We start from the raw sequence: 22,372 nt of genomic DNA, 5'->3' as shown, positions 1-22,372 counted from the left end.
ACGCGAATGGTGTAGTAAAGGTGACGCAGGCGCTATGCGCGCAGGCACAGCGCCAGCGCATCGCGCCAGTCGGGCAGGCGGCAGAAACGGTGGGTCAGCTTGGCGGTGTTCAGGCGCGAATTGTGCGGGCGGCGCGCGGCTTGCGGATAATCGACACTGGCGATCGGCGTCACGCGGCAATCGCTGCCCGTTTCTTCCATGATCGCCTGCGCGAAACCGGCCCAGCTGGTTTCGCCGCCGGCCGCCAGGTGATAGATGCCGCGCGACTCGCGCCACCAGCGCGGCCCGCCCACCTGCGCCTGGGCCAGGATGTGGGCCGTGGTCTGGGCCACGGTGCGGCTCCAGGTCGGCGCGCCGATCTGATCCATCACCACCCGCACGGCATCCTGGCTGTCGGCCAGGCGCAGCATCGTGCGCAGGAAGTTATGGCCATGCATGCCGTACACCCAGCTGGTGCGCAGGATCAGGTAGGGAATGCCGGACGAGACGATCGCCTGCTCGCCCAGCATCTTGGTTTCGCCGTACACGTTCAGCGGCGCCGTGCGGTCGCCTTCGACATACGGCGCGTCCTTGGCGCCGTCGAACACGTAGTCGGTCGAGAAGTGCACCAGCGCTGCGCCCACCTCGCGCCCCACCAGCGCCATCACGCCGGGGGCCTGGGCGTTCACGCGCAGGGCCAGTTCCGGTTCGCTCTCGGCGCGGTCGACGGCGGTGTAGGCGGCGGCATTCACGATCAGGTCGGGCGCCAGGTGGCGCACGCAGTCGCGCACCTGGTCCAGATTGGCCAGGTCGAGCCGGTCGCGCCCGCAGGCGACGATCTCGCCCAGGCCCTGCAGGCAGCGCAGCAGCTCGTAGCCGACCTGGCCGTCGACGCCGGTAAGGAGGATTTTCATGCGAACACCTCGGCTTGCGCCAGCGGTGTGCCGGCCAGGTCCCTGGCGGACAGGATCGGCGCGCACGGCAGCGGCCAGTCGATCGCCAGCGCCGGATCGTTCCACAACAGCGTGCGTTCGTGCGCAGGCGACCAGTAGCCGGCGGTCTTGTACAGGCACTCGGCGTGCTCGCTCAGGGTCACGAAGCCGTGCGCGAAGCCGGGCGGCACCCACAACTGGCGCCGGTTCTCGCCCGAGAGCTCGGCGCCGATCCACTGGCCGAACGTCGGCGAGCTGCGGCGCAGGTCGACCACCACGTCGTACACGCTGCCGGCGATCACGCGCACCAGCTTGCCCTGCGGGTCGCCTACCTGGTAATGCAGGCCGCGCACCACGCCGCGGCGCGAGCGCGAATGGTTGTCCTGCACGAAGTCCGGGGCCAGGCCGCTGGCATCGGCAAAGCGCTGCGCGTTGTAGCTCTCGTAGAAGAAGCCGCGCTCGTCCTCGAACACCTGCGGCTCGAGCAACAGCACCCCATCGAGCGCGGTGCGGCTGCACTTCATCGCGGCACCCGGTCGCCCAGCACGCGCAGCAGGTATTGGCCGTAGCTGCTGTTGCCGACCGAATGCGCGATTCGCTCGAGCGCCTCGGCGCCGATATAGCCGCGCCGGTAGGCGACTTCCTCGGGCACGCCGATCTTGAGGCCCTGGCGGTGCTCGATGGTGGAAATGAACTGCGACGCGTCCAGCAGCGAATCGCAGGTGCCGGCGTCGAGCCAGGCGAAGCCGCGCCCCATCATCTCGACGTGCAGCTTGCCGGCTTCGAGGTAGGCGCGATTGACGTCGGTGATTTCGAGCTCGCCGCGCGCGGACGGCGCGATCGAGGCCGCGATGTCGGCCACCTGGCCGTCGTAGAAATACAGGCCGGTGACGGCGTAGCTCGATTTGGGCTGGGCCGGCTTCTCGTCGATCGACAGCGCCTTGAAGCGCTCGTCGAATTCGACCACCCCGTAGCGCTGCGGATCGAGCACGTGATACGCGAATACGGTGGCGCCCTGGTCGCGCGCGCCGGCGGCCAGCATGCGCGGTTCGAGACCGTCGCCGTAATACAGGTTGTCGCCCAGGATCAGGGCCGACGGCTTGCCGTCGATGAAATGGCGGCCGATCAGGTAGGCTTGCGCCAATCCTTCGGGTTGCGGCTGCACCGCGTACTGCAGGTTCAGGCCCCACTGGCTGCCGTCGCCCAGCAATTGCTCGAAGCGTGGCTGGTCGTGCGGGGTGCAGATCACCAGGATGTCGCGGATCCCGGCCAGCATCAGCGTCGTCAGCGGGTAATAGATCATCGGCTTGTCGTACACCGGCAGCAGTTGCTTGGACACGGCCACCGTCATCGGATACAGGCGCGTGCCGGAACCGCCGGCCAGGATGATGCCCTTGCGGCCCTGAACTTGTGTTTGAGTCTGCCCGATCATGCCTGCCCCCGCGTTCCGTAGTTGCGTTCGACCCATTCCTGGTAGGCGCCGCTCTGGATCCGCGCCACCCAGTCCTGGCGCGCGAGGTACCAGCGCACCGTGTGCTCCAGGCCGGACGTGACGTCGTGCGCCGGCTGCCAGCCGAGTTCGCGCCGGATCTTGCCGGCGTCGATCGCGTAGCGGCGGTCGTGGCCGGGACGGTCGGCGACGAACGCGATCTGTCCGCGCCGGCTGCGCTCCGCTGGCACGAGCCGGTCGAGGATATCGCACAGCGCATGGACCACGTTGAGGTTGGTCATTTCGTTCGAGCCGCCGATGTTGTACATCTGGCCCGGCCTGCCGTCCTCCAGCACGCGCCGGATCGCGGCGCAGTGGTCACCCACGTACAGCCAGTCGCGCACCTGCCGGCCGTCTCCATACACCGGCAAGGGCTTGCCGGCCAGGGCATTGGCAATCATCAGCGGGATCAGCTTTTCGGGGAACTGGAACGGGCCGTAGTTGTTCGAACAGTTGGTGGTCAGCGTTGCCAGGCCATACGTATGGTGCCAGGCGCGCACCAGGTGGTCCGAGGCCGCCTTCGACGCCGCGTACGGGCTGTTGGGCGCGTATGGCGTGGTCTCGCTGAACGGCGGATCGTGCGGGGCCAGCGTGCCGAACACTTCGTCAGTCGACACGTGCAGGAAACGGAACGCCGCGCGTTCCGATTCGTTCAGCTCGGCCACATAAGCGCGCGCCGCTTCCAGCAAGGCGTAGGTGCCCTGCACATTGGTCTGCACGAAGTCGCCCGGCGCGTGGATCGAGCGGTCGACATGGCTTTCCGCCGCGAAGTGCAGGATCGCGCGCGGCCGGTGCTGGCGCAGCAGCGCCGCGACCAGTGCGCTGTCCCTGACGTCGCCGCGCACGAACAGGTGGCGCGGGTCATTCTCCAGGCTGGACAGGTTCTCCAGATTGCCCGCATACGTGAGCTTGTCCAGGTTCACGACCGGCTCGTTTGACGCGGCCAGCCAGTCGAGAATGAAGTTGGATCCGATAAAACCAGCACCGCCAGTGACCAAAATCATTTAGTATCATCCGCCAAAGCAATAAGTTCGCCAAGCATTCTACGTGAACTGATCTTTTCCATCGACATGGCGGCAGGGCCTCAAGGTCCTGTCACAACAAGAACATGAAAACATACGCCATTGGCGACCTCCAAGGCTGCGCGCACGAAGCGCAGCTACTGCTGGACCGCATCTTCGATGCGGGCGGCAGCGACGCGCGCATTCTTTTTGTGGGCGACCTGATCAACCGCGGCCCGGATTCGCTGGGCGCGCTGCGCCGCATGAAGGCGCTGTCCGAATCGAGCGGCGGGCGCGTCGAAGCCCTGCTCGGCAACCACGACCTGCACCTGATCGCGGTGGCGGTCGGCGCCCAGCGCATGAGCCGTTCCGACACCCTCGACGAAATCCTCGCGGCGCCCGACCGCGACGAACTGATCGCATGGCTGCGCCAGCGGCCGCTGGCGATGTTCGTCGACAATCACCTGCTGGTGCATGCCGGCGTGGCGCCGCAGTGGGATGCGGCGCAGACCATGGCGCTGGCCGGCGAAGTCGAAACCATGTTGCGCAGCGACGGCTATATCGGTTTCCTCGGTGCGATGTACGGCAACGATCCGGATCGCTGGGACGACAATCTGGAAGGCATGGCGCGCCTGCGCTGCATCGTCAACGCGCTCACGCGCATGCGGCTGTGCACTGAAGATGGCAGCATGGACTTCAAGCACAAGGAAAGCGAATCGGGGCCGGTGGGTTCCGGGCTGCTGCCGTGGTTCGACCTGCCGGGACGCCGCACGCAGGACGTGACGGTGGTGTTCGGGCACTGGTCGGCGCTGGGGCTGATCCAGCGGCCGGACCTGATCGGGCTCGATAGCGGCTGCGTGTGGGGCGGGAAGCTGACCGCGGTGTGCCTGGATGACCGGTCGTTGTTGCAGGTGGATTGTCCGGAGTATCGCGAGCACAGTGGCAAGCGGTAGCCATCACACCTGACCGGCTTATGAGATAGCGGTGCTGGTGCTTGCCGTCAGCTCCACGGCTTCCTGCACTGCCAGCTGCGCCGCCGCCGCCAGTTCGCGCCGATGCGCCCCCTTCCCCTCCAGCGGCGCCAGGCATGCCAGGCGCGCCGTCACCGGCGGTCCCTGCAAGATACGCAGCAGGCTGTCGACAAACGTCGTCTCGCCCACGTACTCGATCGATGGATGATAGCCCCCGTCCGCGCCGACGTACATCAGCGCATAAGGTTGCACCGCTACCCCGGCATCGACCGCCGCCTCGAACAGGTTGGCATGGAACGGCAGCACCTGGCCCTGCAGCGAGGTCGTCCCTTCGGGGAACAGCGCCACCCGCTCGCCCGCCTGCAGCACCTCGACCAGCCCCTTGAACACGTGCCGCAATTCGCGCCGGTTGCCGCGCGCGATGAACACGGTGCCGGCGCCCGCCGCCAGCCAGCCCATGACGGGCCACGAGCGGATCTCGGCCTTGGCCACGAAGCGGCAAGGGTTCAGGGCATTGATGACGAAGATGTCGAGCCACGACACGTGGTTGGCCACCACCAGCGCGTGCTCCAGCGCCGGCGAACCGGCGGCTTGCTCGACGCGCACCCGGCACAGGCCGAGCAACCGGCGCGACCAGCCGCGCGTCATGCGCTGGCGCAGACCGTGCGAGGCCCACGGGAACACCAGCGCGCACGTCGCCAGTCCTTCGCACAGGTGGACGATGACGCGCGCAAGGCGCCAGGCAAGGCGGATCTTCAAGATGGTAGAGGACGATGGCCCGGCGCCCCGATCGGAGCGCCGGGCGGATGGATCAACGTTGCCCGGTGCGCGAATACGCCACGCGGCCGCGCACGATGGTGGCCTGCACCTGCCCGGCCAGTTCGTAGCCGAGGAACGGCGTGTGCTTGCCCTGGCTGGCCAGCGCGCGGCTCTCGACGGTCCAGCGCGCGTCCGGGTCGAACAGCACCACGTCGGCCGCCGCGCCCACGGTCAGCGTGCCGGCCGGCAGGCCGGCGATGCGCGCCGCCTCGAACGTGACCTTGGCGATCGCCTGCGACAGCGTCTGCGGGCCGCCCTGCTGCTCCTGCGCCCACTTGAGGGTCAGGGCCAGCAGCAGTTCGAGGCCGGTGGCGCCGGGCGAGGCTTCGCCGAACGGCAGCAGCTTTTCGTCGTCGTCGACCGGGGTATGGTCCGAGCACACCGCGTCCACCGTGCCGTCGACCAGCGCGGCGCGGATCGCGTCGCGGTCGCGCGCGGAGCGCAATGGCGGCGTCAGGCGCGCATTGGAATCGAAGAAGCCGATGTCGGCGTCGGTCATGTGCAGGTGGTGCACGCCGACGTCGGCGCTCACCGGCAGGCCTTCCTTCTTGGCCGCGCGGATCAGCTCCAGGCCGGCGGCGGACGAAATGCGGCACAGGTGCACGCGCGCGCCGGTGGCGCGCATCAGTTCGAAGATGGTGTGCAGGGCGATGGTCTCGGACATCACCGGCACGCCCGACAGGCCCAGGCGCGAGGCCAGCGGACCGCTGTGGGCCACGCCGCCGCGGCCGATGTGCGGATCCTGCGGGCGCAGCCACACCGTGTAGCCGAAGGTCTTGGCGTACTGCATCGCGCGCTGCAGGACGGTGGTGTCGAGGATCGGTTCCTCGGCCTGGGCGAAGCCGATGCAGCCGGCTTCGGTCAGTTCGGCCATCTCGGTCAGCGCCTGGCCTTTCAGGCCCACGGTCAGCGCGCCCAGCGGGTGCACGTTGGCCCCGTCGACGATGCGCGCGCGGTGCTTGAGCATCTCGACCAGGCCCGGTTCGTCCAGCACCGGATCGGTGTCGGGCGGGCACACCAGCGAGGTGACGCCGCCCTGCATCGCGGCCCGCAGCTCGGATTCGAGCGTGGCCTTGTATTCGTAGCCCGGCTCGCGCAGGCGCGCCGACAGGTCGACCAGGCCCGGCGCCACCACCAGTCCGTTGGCGTCGATGACCTGGTCGGCCTGGAAGCCGGCGCCGCCGGCGGCGATCTTGCCGTCGGCGATGAAGAGGTCCTGCACGGCGTCGACGCCGTTCGCCGGGTCGATCACTCGCCCGTTCTTGATCTGAATGTTCATGCGTGGGTTCCTGCCAAAATGCTCATCACCGCCATCCGTACCGCGATCCCGAAGGTCACCTGCGGCAGGATCACCGCCTGCGCGCCGTCCGCCACCGCCGAGTCGATCTCGACGCCGCGGTTCATCGGGCCCGGGTGCATCACGATCGCGTCCGGTTTCGCCAGCGCCAGGCGCTCGGGCGTCAGGCCGTAGCTCTTGAAGTATTCCTGCGCCGACGGCAGCAGCGCGCCGCTCATGCGCTCGTTCTGCAGGCGCAGCATGATGATGACGTCGACGTCCTTCAGGCCCTCGTCCATGTTCGTGAACGTGCGCACGCCCATCTGTTCCAGGCCGCCCGGCAGCAGCGTGTGCGGGCCGATGGCGCGCACTTCCGGCACGCCGAGCGTGGTCAGCGCATGGATGTCCGAGCGCGCCACGCGGCTGTGCAGGATGTCGCCGACGATGGCCACGCGCAGATTGGTAAAGTCCTTCTTGTAGTGGCGGATCGTGTACATATCCAGCAAGCCCTGGGTCGGGTGCGCGTGGCGGCCGTCGCCGGCGTTCACCACGTGCACGTCGGAACGGGTGCGGTTCAGGTGCTGGGCGATCATGTACGGCGCGCCCGACTGCGAATGGCGCACCACGAACATGTCGGCGTGCATCGCCGCCAGGTTGTCGATGGTGTCCAGCAGCGACTCGCCCTTGGTGGTCGACGAAGCCTGGATGTTCAGGTTGATGACGTCGGCCGACAGGCGCTTGGAGGCGATCTCGAAGGTGGTGCGGGTGCGGGTCGAGTTCTCGAAGAAGAGGTTGAACACGCTCTTGCCGCGCATCAGCGGCACCTTCTTGACCTCGCGGTCCGAGATGCCGACGAAGCTCGAGGCGGTATCGAGGATGTGGTCGATGTGCGCTTTTTTGAGCCCCTCGATGGTGAGCAGGTGCTGCAGTTCGCCGTGTTTGTTCAGTTGCGGATTATTGTTCAGGATCGCCATTGTCTTGTTCGATGGTGAGCGAAAGTTGGCCGGACTCGAGACGCTGCAGGGACAGCGACTGGCCCGCTTCCAGGGTGGTGCGGATGCCGACATAGTCGGGGGCCACCGGCAGCTCGCGCCCGCCGCGGTCGGCCAGCGCCGCCAGGCGGATGCAGCTCGGACGGCCGTAGTCGAACAGCACGTTGATCGCGGCGCGCACGGTGCGGCCGGTCTGCAGCACGTCGTCGACCAGCACCACGGTGGCGCCGTCGACCGGGAAGCGGATGTGGGTCGGCTTCACGTCCGGGTGCAGGCCCTTGCGCGCGTAGTCGTCGCGGTAGAACGAGACGTCGATCGAGCCCAGGCGCGGCGTCAGGTCGAGGTCGCGCGCCAGGCGTTCGGCCAGCCAGGCGCCGCCGGAATGGATGCCGACGATGGCGGCGTCCGGCACGCCTTCCAGGCCCGCGCGGACCTGGCCCAGCAGCTCGCGATAGAGCGCCTCGGCGTCGAGGTCGAGATCAGTAGTTGTTGGCATGAGCGTCAAAGTATTGTTGCAAAATGATGGCGGCCGCCTTGTCGTCGATCTTCTCGCCGCGCCGGGCCTGCAGCACCGCGGACGAATAGCGCTCGTCGACCAGTTCGACGGGCAGGTTGAAGCGGCCGTGCAGCTGGTTGGCGAAGCGGCGGCTGCGCAGGGTCATGTCGTGCTCGGCGCCATCGGGATGGCGCGGCTCGCCCACCACCAGGCGCGCCGGCTGCCATTCGGCGATCAGCTCCTCGATGATCCTGAAGCGGGTCGCGTTGTCGACGGCCGCGATGATGCGCAGGGGCTGGGCCTGTCCGGTGAGGGTGTTGCCCATCGCGATGCCGATCCGCTTGATGCCGAAGTCGAAGCCTAAAACGATATCAACCATTTAATGCGCAACCATTTAATGCGCAACCATGCAGCAGTTCAGGTCACGCATGGCCGGCTTCGGTGGCGAGCATCAGCGGGTCGATTCCCAGCAGTTTGATGGCGGCGTTGTAGCGCTCCTCGATCGGCAGGTCGAACAGCACGCGCGCATCGGCGCCCACCGTCAGCCAGCCGTTGCGCGAAATTTCTTCTTCCAGCTGCCCCGGGCTCCAGCCGGCATAGCCGATCGAGACCAGCATGCGCGCCGGTCCGCCGCCGCTGGCGACGGCTTCGAGCACGTCGATCGAGGTGGTGAAGGCCACGTCGTCGGTAACGTTCAGCGACGACGAATAGCGCCCGCCCGGCGAATGCAGCACGAAGCCGCGGTCGTCCTGGACCGGGCCGCCGAACATGATCGGTTCGTCCACCACGGTGGCGCGCAGGCCTTCGGCCAGCTTCAGGTCGACGCGGTCGAACAGGGTTTCCATGGTCATGTCGGTCGGCTTGTTGATGACCACGCCGAGCACGCCCTTGTCGTTGTGCTCGCAGACGTAGACGACGGTGCCGCCGAAGACCGGATCCTGGATCGACGGCATCGCGATCAGGAAGTGGTTGGCCAGGTTCAGCCCCGAGGCTGCAGGGCCGGCCTGGGCGAGCGGATCGTCCTGTTCGCGGGGCATGCCGGGCATCGGTAGAGTTTTGCCAACTTTGCTTTTTTTCATACGCGTACTCTCAAAAAGGCGCACTCCCGTTAATACGTAAGCAACTGCAAAGCCAACCATGAAGTCAACTATCCAGACGACAAGATTGAGCTTTTCATTAGTTTACACCCATTTGACCCGCCGACTATCGGAAGCATCGCCTTGCGCGCCTCCCACGGCCCATCATGGACAGTAAAATCTGGTCCCGCCTTGACCTCGCACACACTGATGAACACAAGCAATTCCCTGGTCTGGTTCCGGCGCGACCTGCGCGCCTTCGACCACGCCGCGCTGTACCAGGCCCTGTCCACGTCGCGCGCGGTGCATTGCGTGTTCGTGTACGACACCGACATCCTGCGCGGCCTGCCGCGCGACGACCGCCGGCTGCGCTTCATCCACGCGAGCCTGGCCAGCCTGGACGCCGGTCTGCGTCAGCTTGGAGGCTACCTCATCGTGCGCCACGGCAGCGCGCCCGAGGAGATCGTGGCGCTGGCCGAAGAACTCGGCGTGACTGACGTACATACGTGCACCGATTATGAACCGGCGGCGATCGCGCGCGATGCGCAGGTCGCCGAACGCCTGCAGGCTGTCGGGCGCGCCTTCCACAGCCACAAGGACCAGGTGATCTTCGAGAAGGACGAAGTGCTGACGCTGGCCGGCGGGCCGTTCTCGGTGTTCACGCCGTACAAGAATGCCTGGCTCAAGCGGCTGGCGGCGCGGCCGGATACATTGGCCGCGTATCCGGTCGACAGCGTGGCGCATGCGTTCGCGCCGCCGCCCGCTTCCGGCCCGGCCCTGCCGGCGCTGGAAGGCATTGGCTTCGATTCGGGCGAGCCGCCGTTGCCGGCCGGGATGGAAGGCGCGCAGGAATTGTTCGAGGCCTTCGTCGACGACATCGCCGACTACGGCCGCGCGCGCGACTTCCCGGCCGAGGATGGCACCTCGCGCCTGTCGGCCCACCTGCGCTTCGGCACCACCTCCGTGCGGCACCTGGTGCGCACGGCGCAGCAGTTGATGCTGTCCGGTGCGGGCGGCACGGGCGCCTCGGTCTGGCTGTCGGAACTGATCTGGCGCGACTTCTATGCGATGGTGCTGTACCGCCATCCGCACGTCGTCGAGCGGTCGTTCAAGCCGGCCTTCGACGCGGTGGCGTGGGATGGCGATGCCGATGCGGACGGGTTGTTCGCGGCCTGGTGCGAAGGGCGTACCGGGTATCCGCTGGTGGATGCGGCGATGCGGCAGTTGAACGAGACGGGGTTCATGCACAATCGCTTGCGCATGGTGACGGCGAGCTTCCTGACCAAGGACCTCGGTGTCGACTGGCGCCGTGGCGAGCGCTATTTCGCGCTCAAGCTGAATGACTACGACATGGCGTCGAACAACGGCGGCTGGCAGTGGGCGGCGTCGACCGGGTGCGATGCGCAGCCGTGGTTCAGGATCTTCAATCCGGTGACGCAGTCGCAAAGATTCGATGCGCGCGGAGAGTTCATCCGGCGCTATCTGCCGCAGTTGAAGGGGCTCGATGCGAAGCAGATCCATGCGCCGTGGCTGGTGAACGCGGAGGCGCTGGCCGAGCGTGGGGTGGTGCTGGGGGCGGATTATCCCTTGCCGGTGGTGGACCACGACAAGGCGCGCAAACGCACGCTGGAGCGGTTTGCGGTGGTGAAGAAAGAGGTCGCTGTCGTTGGCGATGGAGACGAGTAGGGTTGGCGGCTCCGCCGCCGACGCGGTGATAGTCAGCAGCAAGATCATCCGGCACGACAACTAAGCCGCTACCTATCGCCGCGTCGGCGGCAGACCCGCCAACCCTACTTGAGCAGCTCTTCGATCGCCGCCAGCAGCACCGGCTCCTGATACGGCTTGCCGAAGTAGGCATTCACGCCCAGGCCCAGCGCCACGTTGCGGTGCTTGTCGGCGGTGCGCGAGGTGATCATGATGATCGGAATATCGCGCGTCGCCTCATTGCCGCGCACCTGGCGCGTCAGGTCGAACCCGTCCATCCGCGGCATCTCGATATCGACCAGCATCAGGTCCGGCGCCCCGCCCTCGAACAGTTCGAGCGCCTCGACGCCATCCTTGGCCAGCTTGACCCGGTATCCTTCGCGCTCCAGCAGGCGCTGGGTCACGCGCCGCACCGTCAGCGAATCGTCGACCACCATCACGGTCGGCCGCCGCGCCGCGCGTGGCAGCTCGGCCTTGACGCGTGTAGCAGCATCGATCGGCTGCTGCGACAACACCACCGGATCCAGGATCAGCACGATCTCGCCCGAACCCAGCACCGTGGCGCCGACGATGCCCGGCACCCGCGACAGCTGCGGGCCGATGTTCTTGACCACCACTTCGCGGTTGCCCTGCACCTCGTCCACGCGCAGCGCGATACGCCCGCTACCGCCTTGCAGCACCAGCACCGGGGTCGAACGTCCGCCGGCCGCCGACGATTCCTCGTCGAACTCGCCCAGCAGGTCGGGCAGCGCATGCAGCGCCAGCGACTGGCCGCCGAGCGCGAAGCTGCCCGTTTGAATCGCCGCCGCCAGGTCGGCTTCGCGCACCTGCTGCACCTGCGCCACCAGGGTCGACGGCACCGCGTGGGTGCGCCCGCCGCTGCTGACCAGCACCACCTGCGCCACGGCCAGCGTCAGCGGCAGGTGGATGGTGAAGCGCGCGCCCTGCCCCGGCGTCGAGTCGACCGCGACGCGCCCGCCCAGCGTGCGCGCTTCGGAGCGCACCACGTCCATGCCGACGCCGCGGCCGGCCAGCTCGGTCAGGGTATCGGCGGTCGAGAAGCCCGGCTCGAAAATCAGTTCGGCCACTTCCTGGTCGGAGGCGTCGCCATCGGCCAGCAGGCCGCTTTCCAGCGCCTTGGCGCGGATGCGTTCGAGATCCAGGCCGGCGCCGTCGTCGCCGAACACGATCACGACTTCGTTGCCGTGCTGGCTGACCTGCACCAGCAGTTCCCCGGTCTCCGGCTTGCCGGCCGTCTGGCGCCCGGCGCGCGGCTCGATGCCGTGCACGATGGCGTTGCGCAGCAGGTGTTCGAACGGCGCCGCCATCTGTTCCAGCACGCCGCGGTCGATCTCCACCGCGCCGCCGCGGATGTCGAGGTTGACGCGCTTGTCGGTTTCCTTGGCGGTCTGGCGCGCGACCCGGAACAGGCGTTCCGAGAGGCTCGCGAACGGCACCATGCGCACCCGCATCAGGTCGCGCTGCAGATCGCGCGTCATGCGCGCCTGCGACGACAGTTCGTCGAGCGTGCCGTCGACCGTGCGCGCCAGGCTTTCCTGGAACGAGGCGACGTCGTCGACGCTCTCGGCCAGCATGCGCGTCAGTTCCTGCAATCGCGTGAAGCGGTCGAATTCGAGCGGGTCGAATTCGCGCTCGCCCGAGATCGACAGGCGCGAGGCAATCTGCGACTCGGCCTGCATCTCGATCTCGCGCAGCTGACGGCGCAGGCGCGTCACGTTGTCGGAGAAGTCGCCGAGCGAACCTTTCAGGGTGCCGATGCGGTTTTCCAGGCGCGAGCGCGTGATCGAGACTTCGCCGGCGCCGTTGACCACGCGGTCGAGGATGTCGGCGCGCACCCGCACCAGCGGCGCGCGCGCGGCGGCCTGTTCGGCCGGTGCAACGGGCGCGGTTGGCGCGGCGTCGGGCGCCGGCTGTGCGACATCCTGCGGCTGCTGCAGCTGCTCGAACAGCAGCATCGCGCCATCGTAGTTGGCCAGCAGCTCGTCGAACGCGGTCGGCGGCAACGCCTTGGTGCCGGCGTGGACCATGTTCTCGATCTGGGTTTCCAGCTCGTGCGCGTGCTGGCCGAGGCGCATCGCGCCGGCCATGCGCGCGCTGCCCTTGACCGTGTGCAGGGCGCGCTGCATGCCCTGCGCGATCGCGGTATTGCCCGGATCCTGCTGCCACTGGCGCAGGTCGTGGCCGATCTGCGGCAACAGGTCGGACGCCTCTTCCAGGAACACGGGCAGCAGGTCGGGGTCGATCTCGTCGGCGTAGATGCCGGCGCCGGTCAGTTCGGTGTCGGCCTCTTCGTCGGCTTGCGCTTCGAACTCCGGTTCCGGAACCGGTTCGGATTCAGGCTCAGGCTCGGCCAGCACCGCTTCGTCCGGCGTCACCGGCACGAACGGCTGCGGCTCCTGCGTTGAAGGCGCGTCGAACGGGTCGTCGATGAAGCTGTCGAACAGATCGTCGATGTCGTCCGACACCGGCTGCTTCGGCGCCGCGTCAAGCGGCGCCTGGCGCGCCTCGAACGCCGGCGGCTGCGCCAGCAGGTCGTGGTAGGCGGCGGCGAACAGGTCGTCGAGCTTGTGCGCCAGCTCCGGATCGGCGTTGCCGTACAGGGCGGCCGCCTGCTGGCTCGACAGGCGATCGCGCAGCGCGGCCAGGCTCTCGACCAGGTCGGGCTGGCCAGGGGCCAGTTCGCCCAGTGTGAACACCTGCAGCATGGTGCGCATGCGCGATAGCGTGGCATCGAACAGGTCGAGCTGCTCGTCGTCCAGCTTCGCGCCCGTGGCGACCAGCTTGTCGAGCGTGGTTTCCAGCGCGTGCGCCAGGTCGCGCAGCGCCACGTAGCCGACCGTGGCCGAGGTGCCGCACAGCGTGTGGGCGGCGGTGACGGCGTCCGGTGACAGGCCCGCTTCCGGGTGCAGGCGCAGCGCGGCCAGGTCCCGCTCCAGCGCCGCGCACAGTTCCTCGGCTTCGCCCAGGTAGACGTCGTGCAGCGCCTGCGGGATCGCCAGCTCGCCCACGTGACGCACGCCGTCGTGTGCCGGCAACTCGAGCGGCACATCGAGCAGCGGAATGTCGTCCGGTTCGAGCGGGTTGGCCGCGGCTTCCGGTTCCGCTTCAATCTCGGGTTCGGGTTCGGCTTGCACTTCGGGCGCGATCGCTTCCTCGAACGGCCCGCCCTCCTGCACCCGCGTGGCAGCGGCGATCAGCGCCGCGCCGTCGCGCTCCGGCGCGCGGCCGTCGGCCAGGTCGGCCACCCACGCATCCAGCTCGGCATACGCGTGCGCCAGCAGCGCCAGCAAATCGGCGGTGGCGGCGCGGCCGTCGGCCAGCCACACGTTCATCACGCGCTCGATAGCGGCGGCGGTGGCGCCGAATTCTTCCAGCTCCACCATGCGGCTGCTGCCCTTGAGCGTGTGGAAGGAGCGCCGCAGCTGGGTCAGGATTTCCTGGCTGGCCGGCTCGTCGGCCGCGCGCGGCAGCGTCTGGACCACGAAGGCCAGCACTTCCTGCGCCTCGGCGATGAAGATGTCGAGCAGCTCGGCGTCGACTTCGGATGCTTCCTGTTCCGGTTCAGCCGCGGCTTCCCCGGCTTCAGGCGTCGGCGTCTCGACGAACTCGAACGGCAGTTCGCGCAGCAGCTGCTTGTCGACGTCGAAGGTGAAGCGCCCCTTGGCCGCCTCGCTGTCCTGCGCCAGCAGGTCGGCGAAGAAGCCGAGCGCGCCGATGTTCTGGGCGATGTTGTGCAGCGAAGCGTGCTGGCTGGTCACGTCGCCTTCGCTTGCCGCCAGCGCGCGCACCGCCGCTTCCACGTGGCGCGTGGCCAGCACCGCCTGCTCCTGGTCGAGGATGGCGAAGGCGCCGTGCAACTGGTGCAGCACCGGCGTGGCTTGCTCGAGCACCGCGCGTTTCGACGGGTCGTCGTAGTAGTCGTCGAGCAGCTTCTCGATCTGGCGCAGCCCGGCCTTGATCTCGTTCGCCAGCACCGCCACGGTCTGGCCCTGCTGGATCTGGCGCGCCAGCTCGCCCTGCCATTGCGGGGCGTCGGGCGGGGTTTCGCCGGCGGCCAGCGCCAGCAGGCGCGCGCCGACCGCTTCGGCGTTCTCGGCGAAATCGTCGGGCAGCTGGCGCAGCTGGTCCAGGCCGTTCTCGACGAACAGCATGGCGGCCGCCATCTCGAGCCCGAACTGGTCGTCGCGGCCCGACTGCACCGAGTCGTGCGCGGCGCGCCCCAGTTCGCGCAGCAGCTGGGCCAGCGCGGGCGCGCCCAGCTTTTCGCTGGCGCCGGCCAGGCGCGCCAGCGCGTCGTCGAAGTCGTTCTCGACTGCCTTATCAAGCTGGCCTTCGCCGGCGATGCGGTCCCAGTCCGACTTGGTGCGCGCCAGCGCGTCGCGCGCTTCCTGCAGCGCCGCCGGATCGAGCTTGCCGTAGCGGCGCTCGGCGTAGTCAGGCGGCACCAGGCCATCCAACCCCAAAGCCTGGCGCAAGGCCTGCGCGTCAGGGCCCGGCTCGCGCGCGGCGGCGACGAAGAACAGCGCGTCGCGCAGCATCGCTTCCGGCGCATCGACCTCGCCCTTGGCCAGACGGCGCAGCTGCAGGTTGATCTGGCCGAACAGCTGCTTGATGTACAGATCGCTCTCGACCTGGCCGTCGGCGACCACGCCGGCAAACGCATGCATCGCCTGCCAGAACATGCGCGCGCGCGGCTCGTGCTGGCCGCCCGCGATCGGCGCGATGGCGTCGCGCAGTTCGGCCGCCTGCAGGCGCCGGCCGTCTTCGACGGCGGCTTTCAGATAGGGCAGCAGCGCTTTCTCGAAACGGCTGCGGCAGGCGGCAATGTCCGCCTCGGCGCCATCATCCGCCACGGGTAATTCGGGCAGCGCCGACAGGTCCAGCGGCAGCAGGTCGGACGGGTGCACCTTGCTGTCACCCTGGCGCTCGACCATGTCGCGGTAGTACGGGAACAGGCGCGCCGGCTGCTGCGCGGCGCCGTTCAGCAATTCTTCGAGGTACTCGCACAGCGCCTGGAAGGCGTCCAGCACCACCTGCGCATGCTCCGGCGTGCACGGCAGCTGCCCGTCCTTGAAGCGGTCCAGCACCGCCTCGGCGGCGCCGGTATAAGTGCCGACACCGTCGACATCGACCAGCTGCAGCGCGCCATGGGCCTGGTGCAGGTGGCTCTTCGCATGCAGCAGCAGGGTCGGCTGCGCTTGCGGCGCGCGGCCGGCGGCGTCGCGCAAGGCGCTGCCGGAACGCGCCAGCGCGTCACGGATTTCGGCGATGACCCACGACAGGGGGCCGGTATCGAAACTGCTGTTGCGCATCGAGGTCGGGGGCGTCATTAGGGGCTGGTCAGGATACCACGCGGAAGCGCGACACCGAATCCTTCAGTTCCTGGGCCAGGGTGGCCAGTTCGTGGATCGACCGGGCGGTCTGGCGCGTGCCTTGCTGGGTGTGCTCGGTCACGGCCAGGATCTGCTGCATCTTCTGCGCCACGCCGCCGGCCTTGGTGGCCTGGCGCTCGGTGGCGGTGGACATGTCGTGGATCAGTTCACCGAGGCGGTTCGACACGCGCGAAATGTCGGCCAGCGCCGCGCCGGCGGCGTCCGACAGGCGCGCGCCTTCCACCACGCCCTGGGTCGACTTTTCCATTGCCGCCACCGCGTCGTGGGTGTCGGTCTGGATGGTGCGCACCAGCGCGCCGATCTGCTTGGCGGCGTCGCCCGAGCGTTCCGCCAGCCGCTGCACTTCTTCGGCCACCACCGAGAAGCCGCGCCCCGCCTCGCCGGCCGATGCGGCCTGGATCGCGGCGTTCAGCGCCAGCACGTTGGTCTGCTCGGTAATGTCCGAAATCAGCTCGGTGATCTCGCCGATCTCCTGCGACGATTCGCCCAGGCGCTTGATGCGCTTCGAGGTTTCCTGGATCTGCTCGCGGATCTCCTGCATGCCGCGGATCGCGTTCTGCACCGCATGCGCGCCCTGCTCGGCCGCCGCCACCGACTGGCGCGCCACGTCGGCCGATTCGCTGGCCGAGCGCGACACCTCGGTAATCAATCCCGCCAGGCGCAGCGTGGTGGTCGAAGCGTCCTCGATCTCGCGCGACTGCTGCTCGGCCGCGCCCAAGAGCTCGGTCGAGACCTGCTGCGCGCCGCCGGAGGCGCGCGCGACCTGCTCGGACGTTCGAATGACGCGCACCACCAGTTCGCGCAGTTCTTCCACCGTGTAGTTGACCGAGTCGGCGATGGCGCCGGTGATGTCTTCCGACACCGTGGCCTGCACCGTCAGGTCGCCGTCCGCGACTTCCTGCAATTCGTTCATCAGGCGCAAAATTGCGGCCTGGTTCTGGTCGTTGGTGGCCTTGGCCTGTTCTTCCTTCGACTGCGCCAGCTGGCGCATCGCTTCCGCTTCGCGGCGGCGCTCGTCGGCGCTGCGCGCGCGTTCGCGCGAATCCTGCAGCATCGAACGCGAGATGCCCAGCGCCGCCAGCAGCGTGAACACGGCCGCGCCGATGGCCAGCCACAGCCAGCCGCTGGTCTCGCGCTGGTCGGCCTGGTAGCCGCGGTGCAGGTCGGCCAGCATCACGCGCAGCGCTTCGTTGTCGCGCCAGATCACGCGCTCGGCGGCGCGCGCGCGCGCGTAGCTGGTCAGGTTGCCCAGCAGCGGGGTGACGGTATTCGCGTACTGCTGGAAGCCTTCGCGCACCCGCGTCAGGCGCATGCGCTGTTCGAGATCGGTCAAGGGCGCGAGGCCCAGCTTCGCGCTGCCGTTCAGCAGGCCGTCGATGATCTCGTTGAGCGACTCGATGTCGCCCAGGATGGTCACCACCGCATTCTGGGCCGAGCCCGGGGTGGTGAAGGTCTGGGTGCCGGCCGACAGGCGCTGGGTCAGCGACATCATGCTCAGCGCCGCCACTTCGCGGCGCGATTCCGCTCCCCCTGCGATGCCCTCTTTTTGCAGGCGGTCGGCAATGCCCATCAGTTCCGGCGCCACTTCCTCGAACTGGCGCAGGCTGACGCCGAAGGCCAGCAGGTTGCTCTTGAAGCCGATGATGGTGCCGGCCGCCTTGCTCGAGGCGTTCCAGGTGGCGATCGCCTGCGACAGCTTGTCGGCGCGTTCGCCGCTGGCGGCCGGGATGCGGCCGGTGGGCGACTGGCCGCCGCGTGCCAGCAGGTCCAGTTCGCGCCCCAGTTCGGCGCGGCTTTCTTCCAGCTGGGCGAAGGCCGGCGCGTCGCCGCGCAGCGCGTTCGGGGCCGCCTTGCCGACCCGCTGCGAGTGCATCACGGCGTCGCCGGCCACCTGGCTCTGGCCGGCCGAGCGGGCATCGCTGGCGGCGTTCTGCCACATGCCCAGCAGCGTGGCGAGCACGCCGGCCGCGAAGGCGCCCAGCAGCACGCGCTGGCGATTCGGCTGGAACTGGGTACCGAAGGGATTGGCGCGCAGGTCGGCGCCGCCCTCGGGCGCATCGGGTTCCTTGCGCAGGCGCCCCAGGCGGCGCGCCGCCGCCGAGGCCGAGCCGCTGGCCTGGGTGTCTGCTGCATCCTGCGCGCCGGCGGCGTCGGCTTCGCCCTTCGACAAGAGGTTCATGTTCAGTTTCGAGGCGAATCCCATTGCGGCTCCCTGTGCTGCTGATTGGTATTGTGGTGTTGGTATGCGGTTGCGCTTAGCGCGCGACGTGCAGGAAGCGCTCTTCCTGCACCAGCGCCGCCAGCGACAGCGGCGTCCAGGCGTTGCCGTCGGCGTCGCGCAAGCTGTCGCCGTCGCGCTCCATGGCGCCGGCCTGGCGCAGGCCGAACACCTGGTTCGCCAGCAGCGCGCAGTTGACACCGAGTTTGGGGGCGAACAGCGCCAGGCGTGGCGCGCCGCCGCTGTCGTCCGCGGCTGCGGGCAGTCCGAGATAGGCGGCCAGGTCGATCACGCCCAGCAGGTTGCCGCGCACGTTGGCCAGGCCCAGGTACCAGGGCTGGGTCAGCGGCACGGCGGTCAGTGGCGGCGGCGCGACGATCTCGCCCACCTCGGCCAGGTCGACCAGATAGCGCGCGGCGCCGATGCCCAGTCCGAGCTGGGCGACGCTGGCGCCGGCGCCGTTCTTGGCCGCCTGCATTTTTTCGAGCAGCTGTTCCTGGTAGGCGCGCAGGCGGCTGCGCCGGCTGGCCGAAGCGCCGCCCGCGTCGGCGGTCATGCGCTCACGCGCGCCGGCTGGCCGGCTGCCGGCGCCGATGCCAGGGCGGCGATGCTGGCCAGCAGCTGGCTTGGGTCGACCGGCTTGACCAGGTAGTCCCTGGCGCCCTGGCGCATGCCCCAGATGCGGTCGGTTTCCTGGTTTTTGCTGCTGCAGATGATCACCGGCATCCCGGCCAGCTCGGGATCCCTGGCGATCGCGCGCGTCACCTGGAAGCCGTTGGTGCCGGGCATGACGACGTCCATCAGCACCAGGTCCGGGCGCTCGGCGCGGATACGCTCGATCACGCCGTCGGCGCTTTCTGCGGTGCTGACGGTATAGCCGTGCTTGACCAGGATGTCGGTCAGGTACAGGCGTTCGGTGGGGGAATCGTCGACGATCAGGATCTTGTTAATGGCCACTTGTGGCTCCGGTCAATCTAGTAAATGAGCAGGTAGTTCGGATGATCAAGGTTGGCCCAGGCTGGCGTGCTCGCGCACGGCGGCCAGCAGGCTGTCCTTGGTGAACGGTTTCGTGAGATAGGCGCTGGCGCCGACCATCGCGCCGCGCGCGCGGTCGAACAGGCCGTCCTTGGACGACAGCATCAGCACCGGGGTGGCATGGAAGCGCGCGCTCTTCTTGATCAGGGCGCAGGTCTGGTAGCCGTCCAGGCGCGGCATCAGGATGTCGCAGAAAATCAGCGCCGGATGGTGGTCGTTGATCTTGGCGAGGGCGTCGAAACCATCATCGGCCAGCACTACCCCGTAGCCAGCCTGGGTCAGGAAGATTTCTGCGGAGCGGCGGATCGTGCTGCTGTCGTCGATCACCATGATGGTCAGCCCCGTGGATTGCGGCGATGTCGTCATTGTCGTATCACTTCGGCGGGAAAGCCTTGGAGTGTCACGATAGCACAGCACATCTTTCTTGTGCGCAAAGTGTTGCTGAGAGTCAACCACTTTGTGACGCGGCATCCCGCAGGGCGCGAAATGCCGTTATCGAACCGTCTACAGAGTAGACGTTCTTATATTGCCGTCATTTCAAAGTCGTCCTTGCGCGCGCCGCATTCCGGGCAAGTCCAGTTCATCGGCACGTCGGCCCAGCGGGTGCCGGGAGCGATGCCGTCGTCCGGCGCGCCGGCTTCCTCGTCGTAGACCCAACCGCAAATCAGGCACATCCAGGTCTGGTAAGGCGCCGTCGATTCAGTACTCACAGTATTGATCCTTGTATCTAGTAAAATGGTGAATCAGGTATCTTAATCTACCCGTCGTGCAAAACCAAACGTTCCCTCTCATCCTGAGTTTCGGCGTCTGCGATCCGGTCGGCGCGCTGGGCGTGCAAGCCGACGTGGCCGCCTTCGCCGCGCTCGGCTGCCATGGCCTGTCGGCGATCTCCGGCATGATGGTGGCCGACAGCGCGCGCGTCGAGCACGTCTATGAGCTCGACAGCGACTGGATGGCCGAACAGGCGCGCGCCCTGCTCGAAGACATGCCGATCGCCGCGTTCAAGGTGGGCGCGGTCGGCAGCGCGCTGCACCTGGCGGCGATTGCCGAGATCGTCTCGGACTACCCCGATGCGCCCCTGATCCTCGACCCCTTCATGTCGGCTCTGCCGGACGCCGGCCTGGGCGACGAAGAGATGCTGTCGGCGCTGCGCTCGATCCTGGCGCCGCAAGCCACCGTGCTGATGCTGTCGCAGCCCGAGCTGGGCCGCATGGCCGAGCTATGGCGCGACGGCGACGGCCATGGCGACGACGTGTTGCTGGAAGACGTGGCCGAACTGACTTCGTCCGGGCTGCAATACGTCTTGGTGACCGGCGCGCGCGACCCGGACGGCGCCTGCTCCAACCGCCTGTTCGATGCCGACGGCGAAGTCGCCCGTGTCGACTGGCAACACCTGCCGGGCCCGTTCGTTGGCGCCGGCAATACCTATTCCGCCGCGTTCACCGCCCTGATGGCGCTCGGCATGGACGCCGCCAGCGCCCTGGCCGTGGCCCAGGAATACACCAACGGCGCACTCGAACATGCCCAGCGCTTTGGCATGGGCAAGTTCATTCCGAATAAATTTTTCCGGCCGTAAGCGCCCCGGCTCGGCGGCGCCGGTTCACTCATCACACAGCAAACATGACTACAGAACAAGCCAGCTCCAGCTCCCAGAACGACATCCTGTTCACCCGCGCCCAGCAGACCACGCCCGGCGGCGTGAACTCGCCGGTGCGCGCCTTCCGCTCGGTGGGCGGCACGCCGCGCTTCATCACGCGTGCCCAGGGTCCGTACTTCTGGGATGCCGACGGCAAGCGCTACATCGACTACATCGGCTCGTGGGGCCCGGCCATCCTCGGCCACGCCCGTCCCGAAGTGGTGAAGGCAGTGCAGGAAGCGGCCGCCAATGGCCTTTCGTTCGGCGCGCCGACCGAAGGCGAGATCGAGATCGCCGAAGAGATCTGCCGCCTGCTCCCGTCGATCGAACAGGTGCGCCTGGTCTCGTCCGGCACCGAAGCGACCATGAGCGCGCTGCGCCTGGCGCGCGGCGCTACCGGGCGCGACAAGATCGTCAAGTTCGAAGGCTGCTACCACGGCCACGCCGATTCGCTCTTGGTGAAGGCCGGCAGCGGGCTGCTGACCTTCGGCAACCCGACCTCGGCCGGCGTGCCGGAAGATTTCGTCAAGCACACCCTGGTGCTGGACTACAACAACATCCCGCAGCTGGAAGACGCGTTCGCCTCGATGGGCGACACCATCGCCTGCGTGATCGTGGAGCCGGTGGCCGGCAACATGAACCTGATCCGCGCCACGCCGGAATTTCTGCAGCGCATGCGCGAACTATGCACGGAACACGGCGCGGTGCTGATCTTCGATGAGGTGATGTGCGGCTTCCGCGTGGGCCTCGAAGGCGCCCAGGGCATGTACGGCATCACGCCCGACCTGACCGCGCTGGGCAAGGTGATCGGCGGCGGCATGCCGGTGGCGGCGTTCGGCGGCCGTGCCGAGCTGATGCAGAAGATGGCGCCGATCGGGCCGGTGTACCAGGCCGGCACGCTGTCGGGCAATCCGGTGGCGGTGGCGGCGGGGATGACCACGCTGAAGCTGATCCAGGAAGAAGGCTTTTATGAAAAGCTGTCGGCGCAGGCGGGCAAGCTGGTCAAGGGGCTGACCGAGGCGGCGCGCGAAGCCGGCATCGCCTTCTGCGGCGACGCGGTGGGCGGGATGTTCGGGATGTATTTCTCGGAGACGGTGCCGGCGAGCTATGGCCAGATGATGGCGGGCGACAAGGAGCGCTTCAACCGCTTCTTCCACGGCATGCTGGAAGAAGGCGTGTATTTCGCGCCGGCCATGTTTGAAGCCGGGTTCGTGTCGATCCAGCACGACGATGCCGTGATCGCCGAGACCGTCGAAGCGGCGCGCCGCGTCTTCAAACGCATCGGATAACACGTAGGGTGGACGGCTCTGCCGTCCACCCTACCTGCCAGTCCG

Annotated in this window: 20 protein-coding genes; 4 read left to right on the top strand and 16 right to left on the bottom strand. The window is 68.0% G+C overall.

The annotated features are described in order from the left end of the window. Nucleotides 1-32: 32 nt before the first annotated feature. The 4 genes from rfbD to rfbB are packed head-to-tail and all read right to left on the bottom strand — an operon-like array spanning nucleotide 33 to nucleotide 3,404. Nucleotides 33-893, bottom strand: coding sequence for a dTDP-4-dehydrorhamnose reductase (gene rfbD, locus QPK27_RS07925; protein ID WP_290417667.1), 861 nt, complete (start codon nucleotides 891-893; stop codon nucleotides 33-35). Continuing rightward, entirely contained in the window at nucleotides 890-1,435 is a 546-nt protein-coding gene (gene rfbC, locus QPK27_RS07920) for a dTDP-4-dehydrorhamnose 3,5-epimerase (protein WP_290417666.1), read from the bottom strand. Before rfbC ends, rfbD begins: the two co-directional genes overlap by 4 nt. Next, on the bottom strand, nucleotides 1,432-2,343 hold the full coding sequence (gene rfbA / locus QPK27_RS07915) for a glucose-1-phosphate thymidylyltransferase RfbA (protein WP_290417665.1): 912 nt from the start codon (nucleotides 2,341-2,343) through the stop codon (nucleotides 1,432-1,434). Before rfbA ends, rfbC begins: the two co-directional genes overlap by 4 nt. Further along, nucleotides 2,340-3,404 (bottom strand): dTDP-glucose 4,6-dehydratase, encoded by a 1,065-nt coding sequence (gene rfbB / locus QPK27_RS07910; RefSeq protein WP_290417664.1) that lies wholly within the window; start codon nucleotides 3,402-3,404, stop codon nucleotides 2,340-2,342. The genes rfbA and rfbB overlap by 4 nt, the downstream gene beginning before the upstream one ends. 104 nt (nucleotides 3,405-3,508) lie before the next feature. Here rfbB and QPK27_RS07905 point away from each other — a divergent pair, with 104 nt between their 5' ends. After that, complete coding sequence (locus tag QPK27_RS07905; protein WP_290417663.1) at nucleotides 3,509-4,354, top strand: symmetrical bis(5'-nucleosyl)-tetraphosphatase; 846 nt, start codon at nucleotides 3,509-3,511, stop codon at nucleotides 4,352-4,354. Nucleotides 4,355-4,372: 18 nt separating this feature from the next. On the opposite strand, the gene QPK27_RS07900 is transcribed toward QPK27_RS07905, so the two are convergent. From QPK27_RS07900 to QPK27_RS07875, 6 genes are read right to left on the bottom strand one after another with little or no spacing between them, the layout of a single operon-like run. Further along, a complete protein-coding gene (locus tag QPK27_RS07900; protein WP_290417662.1) occupies nucleotides 4,373-5,131 on the bottom strand; it encodes a 1-acyl-sn-glycerol-3-phosphate acyltransferase in 759 nt (252 codons plus the stop codon). 52 nt (nucleotides 5,132-5,183) lie between these two features. Beyond that, nucleotides 5,184-6,470, bottom strand: coding sequence for a dihydroorotase (locus tag QPK27_RS07895; RefSeq protein WP_290417661.1), 1,287 nt, complete (start codon nucleotides 6,468-6,470; stop codon nucleotides 5,184-5,186). Then, a complete protein-coding gene (locus QPK27_RS07890; protein WP_290417660.1) occupies nucleotides 6,467-7,441 on the bottom strand; it encodes an aspartate carbamoyltransferase catalytic subunit in 975 nt (324 codons plus the stop codon). Before QPK27_RS07890 ends, QPK27_RS07895 begins: the two co-directional genes overlap by 4 nt. Then, nucleotides 7,422-7,955: a bifunctional pyr operon transcriptional regulator/uracil phosphoribosyltransferase PyrR gene (pyrR, locus tag QPK27_RS07885; RefSeq protein ID WP_290417659.1), complete on the bottom strand. Its 534-nt coding sequence runs from the start codon at nucleotides 7,953-7,955 to the stop codon at nucleotides 7,422-7,424. The genes QPK27_RS07890 and pyrR overlap by 20 nt, the downstream gene beginning before the upstream one ends. Further along, nucleotides 7,939-8,334: a Holliday junction resolvase RuvX gene (ruvX, locus tag QPK27_RS07880; RefSeq protein ID WP_290417658.1), complete on the bottom strand. Its 396-nt coding sequence runs from the start codon at nucleotides 8,332-8,334 to the stop codon at nucleotides 7,939-7,941. The genes pyrR and ruvX overlap by 17 nt, the downstream gene beginning before the upstream one ends. 43 nt (nucleotides 8,335-8,377) lie before the next feature. Beyond that, nucleotides 8,378-8,992 (bottom strand): YqgE/AlgH family protein, encoded by a 615-nt coding sequence (locus QPK27_RS07875; RefSeq protein WP_290417657.1) that lies wholly within the window; start codon nucleotides 8,990-8,992, stop codon nucleotides 8,378-8,380. A gap of 249 nt (nucleotides 8,993-9,241) precedes the next feature. Here QPK27_RS07875 and QPK27_RS07870 point away from each other — a divergent pair, with 249 nt between their 5' ends. Then, nucleotides 9,242-10,717, top strand: a complete 1,476-nt coding sequence (locus QPK27_RS07870) for a deoxyribodipyrimidine photo-lyase (protein WP_290417656.1) — start codon at nucleotides 9,242-9,244, stop codon at nucleotides 10,715-10,717. Between the two features lie 104 nt (nucleotides 10,718-10,821). On the opposite strand, the gene QPK27_RS07865 is transcribed toward QPK27_RS07870, so the two are convergent. The 6 genes from QPK27_RS07865 to QPK27_RS07840 form a co-directional block, all read right to left on the bottom strand. Further along, nucleotides 10,822-16,086 (bottom strand): Hpt domain-containing protein, encoded by a 5,265-nt coding sequence (locus QPK27_RS07865; protein ID WP_290417655.1) that lies wholly within the window; start codon nucleotides 16,084-16,086, stop codon nucleotides 10,822-10,824. 10 nt (nucleotides 16,087-16,096) lie between these two features. Continuing rightward, on the bottom strand, nucleotides 16,097-18,352 hold the full coding sequence (locus QPK27_RS07860) for a methyl-accepting chemotaxis protein (protein ID WP_290417654.1): 2,256 nt from the start codon (nucleotides 18,350-18,352) through the stop codon (nucleotides 16,097-16,099). 52 nt (nucleotides 18,353-18,404) lie between these two features. Then, the gene (locus QPK27_RS07855; protein ID WP_290417653.1) at nucleotides 18,405-18,923 is read right to left on the bottom strand and encodes a chemotaxis protein CheW; all 519 of its coding nucleotides are present in this window, start codon (nucleotides 18,921-18,923) and stop codon (nucleotides 18,405-18,407) included. Continuing rightward, nucleotides 18,920-19,324, bottom strand: a complete 405-nt coding sequence (locus QPK27_RS07850; protein WP_290417652.1) for a response regulator — start codon at nucleotides 19,322-19,324, stop codon at nucleotides 18,920-18,922. The genes QPK27_RS07855 and QPK27_RS07850 overlap by 4 nt, the downstream gene beginning before the upstream one ends. Before the next feature lie 45 nt (nucleotides 19,325-19,369). Then, on the bottom strand, nucleotides 19,370-19,768 hold the full coding sequence (locus QPK27_RS07845; RefSeq protein WP_290417651.1) for a PleD family two-component system response regulator: 399 nt from the start codon (nucleotides 19,766-19,768) through the stop codon (nucleotides 19,370-19,372). Nucleotides 19,769-19,923: 155 nt separating this feature from the next. After that, entirely contained in the window at nucleotides 19,924-20,076 is a 153-nt protein-coding gene (locus QPK27_RS07840; RefSeq protein ID WP_136221333.1) for a rubredoxin, read from the bottom strand. 92 nt (nucleotides 20,077-20,168) lie between these two features. Between QPK27_RS07840 and QPK27_RS07835 the strand changes: the two genes are divergently transcribed. Next, the gene (locus QPK27_RS07835) at nucleotides 20,169-20,978 is read left to right on the top strand and encodes a hydroxymethylpyrimidine/phosphomethylpyrimidine kinase (protein WP_290417650.1); all 810 of its coding nucleotides are present in this window, start codon (nucleotides 20,169-20,171) and stop codon (nucleotides 20,976-20,978) included. A 44-nt stretch (nucleotides 20,979-21,022) separates the two neighbouring features. Continuing rightward, nucleotides 21,023-22,327 carry a glutamate-1-semialdehyde 2,1-aminomutase gene (gene hemL, locus QPK27_RS07830; RefSeq protein WP_290417649.1) on the top strand — a complete coding sequence of 435 codons (1,305 nt, stop codon included), beginning with the start codon at nucleotides 21,023-21,025 and terminating at the stop codon, nucleotides 22,325-22,327. The last annotated feature ends 45 nt before the right edge of the window (nucleotides 22,328-22,372 follow it).

The sequence above is a fragment of the Massilia sp. YIM B02443 genome (assembly GCF_030411955.1).
GTDB lineage: Bacteria > Pseudomonadota > Gammaproteobacteria > Burkholderiales > Burkholderiaceae_D > Telluria.
The sequence above is the reverse complement of the archived record's forward strand: the minus strand, read 5'-3'. Positions and strand labels throughout refer to the sequence as shown.